The sequence below is a fragment of the Mesorhizobium sp. M7A.F.Ca.US.006.04.2.1 genome (genome assembly GCF_004022915.1).
In the GTDB taxonomy this organism is placed as follows: Bacteria; Pseudomonadota; Alphaproteobacteria; order Rhizobiales; family Rhizobiaceae; genus Mesorhizobium; species Mesorhizobium ciceri.
Window position 1 is genome coordinate 1 of the sequence record NZ_RZQA01001038.1, and the last position, 1,922, is coordinate 1,922.

The window sequence follows — 1,922 nt, forward strand, 5'->3', positions numbered from 1 at the left end:
GCGGCATTGCCTTTCCCGCTCATGGTCGGGCTGGCTATCCCTGGATAGCCAGCCCGACCATGAGCGGGAAAGGCAATGCCGCCGAGTGAAACCCGGCGGCATTGCCTTTGACTGACCACTACCGTTTCGGCGGCGGTTCGTTACGGCGTCGTTTCCGTCTGCATCGCGGCAGCCGTCTGGTCGATCTTGCCGGCAAGGACGTCTTGAGCCCAGGACGTGACCGCAGCGTCGACGGGCTTGTTGGCCATATCCGCCAATGCCGCGTCGAGCGATGCATCATCGGTGCCGACCGCGGCCGCAGCAGCAGCAGCGTTGTCGGCAGCGACCTCGGCCTGCCGAGCAGCTATCTTCCCAGGCAGGGCCGCCTGATCGTCGGGCGACAGCGCGGCAATCTGATCGGGTGTCATGGACGTCAGCGCATCCAGCTTAGCCTGTGCTGCGTCGGCGGCGGCCTGAGCGACCTTGGCTTTGGCGGACTGCGTCACGAATGCCTGAAGGGCGGCGAATTTCTTGCTCTTCGAGTTCATATAGGCATTGATGTTGCGCTTCAGCGAGCTCACCCGGCCAAGCTTGGCGTGGATGTTCTTGCCTTTGGGCACGGACGAGACCTTGGTGGTCTTGTCGACCGTGGTGTCGTCCGCTTTGGCCACCTGGCCGGGGGCCGACGACGACTTGCCGTGCGAAGCGCCGCTCTTGCCATTGCCGCCGTTGCCATTGCTACCGCCGTTGCCGTGCCCGTTGCCTCCGGCATTGCCACCGCCGTGCCCATTGCCGGCGAGCGCCGGAGATGCCAGGAGCGCCAATGCGGCAAGCGCCGCCAGCAGAGTTTTCCGGTTTGTCATGGTAATCTCCTCGGGAATCGTCGCCCTGGCCCGACCGCTAAGCGACCGTCCTATGAGGAATTCCTAATAGTGCAGAGTAAACTTTAGACAAATGCTGTCTCAATACGCGATCTGGCACCCGGCCAGAAACTTAACCTACTGATATCAAACACAAATTCGCACTCTTGGACGGCCATGGCACTGAAGTCCCATGCCGGCAGGACTATAGTCCTGCCGGCAAGCAGCGGCATGGGTGAAAGTCTTTGCGTGGTATATCGGACAAGCTTTGAAAACAGGGGAGTTGATAGCGAAAGCAAAAGGCTCAGCCGATACTTTCACCGCCGTCGATTACCAGCGCCTGGCCGGTCATGAAGGATGAACGGTCGGAGACAAGGAACAGGATCGCTTCGGCGATCTCATCGGCGCTGGCCCAGCGGCCCATCGGGATCTTGGTGCGGACATAGGTTTCGATCGCCCCGCGTCCGCCCATCTGGGCGATGAACGGTTCGTTGAACGGCGTGTCGACCCAGCCCGGACAGAGCGCGTTGATGCGGACATTGTGACGGGCATAGTCGAGCGACATCTGCCGTGTCATCGCCACCACCGCATGTTTGGAAGTTGCGTAGGCGATCATCTCGCGGTCGTAGAACACGCCCGAATTGGAGGCGGTGTTGAGGATGACCCCGCCGCCCTGCGCGATCATCGAGGGCATGACCTGTCTCGCCGCCAGGAACTGCGCCCGCACATTGACCCGCCACGAGGCATCCATGCCGCCGACCTCCACTTCGGTCAGCGTGCCGCCGATCTGGATGCCGGCGTGATTGTGCAGGATGTCGATGCGCCCATGCCTGTCGAGCGTGCCGGCAATGAGCTGTTCGATCGCCGCATCATCAGCGACATCGGTCTTGATCGCCTCGGCCCGTCCACCCGCTGCCCGAATGTCCGAAGCCGTTGCTTCGCCGGCAGCCTGATCCCTGTCGGCGATGACGACCACCGCGCCTTCCCTGCCCATGATCATGGCGCCGGCGCGCCCGATGCCGGAGCCGGCGCCTGTCACCACGGCGATGCGGTCTTTGAGGATCATGATGCGGCTTTCAGTTC

Annotated in this window: 2 protein-coding genes; both read right to left on the reverse strand. The window is 62.4% G+C overall.

What is annotated here, in order from left to right:
* Positions 1-140 precede the first annotated feature (140 nt).
* The gene (locus EN925_RS33890) at positions 141-842 is read right to left on the reverse strand and encodes a hypothetical protein (protein ID WP_128337270.1); all 702 of its coding nucleotides are present in this window, start codon (positions 840-842) and stop codon (positions 141-143) included.
* A gap of 301 nt (positions 843-1,143) precedes the next feature.
* Complete coding sequence (locus EN925_RS33895; RefSeq protein ID WP_127369100.1) at positions 1,144-1,905, reverse strand: glucose 1-dehydrogenase; 762 nt, start codon at positions 1,903-1,905, stop codon at positions 1,144-1,146.
* Positions 1,906-1,922: the final 17 nt, after the last annotated feature.

Coding starts and splice junctions, on each gene's coding strand:
- EN925_RS33890 (WP_128337270.1), bottom strand. CDS start 842: ATGACAAACCGGAAAACTCTGCTGGCGGCGCTTGCCGCATTGGCGCTC.
- EN925_RS33895 (WP_127369100.1), bottom strand. CDS start 1,905: ATGATCCTCAAAGACCGCATCGCCGTGGTGACAGGCGCCGGCTCCGGC.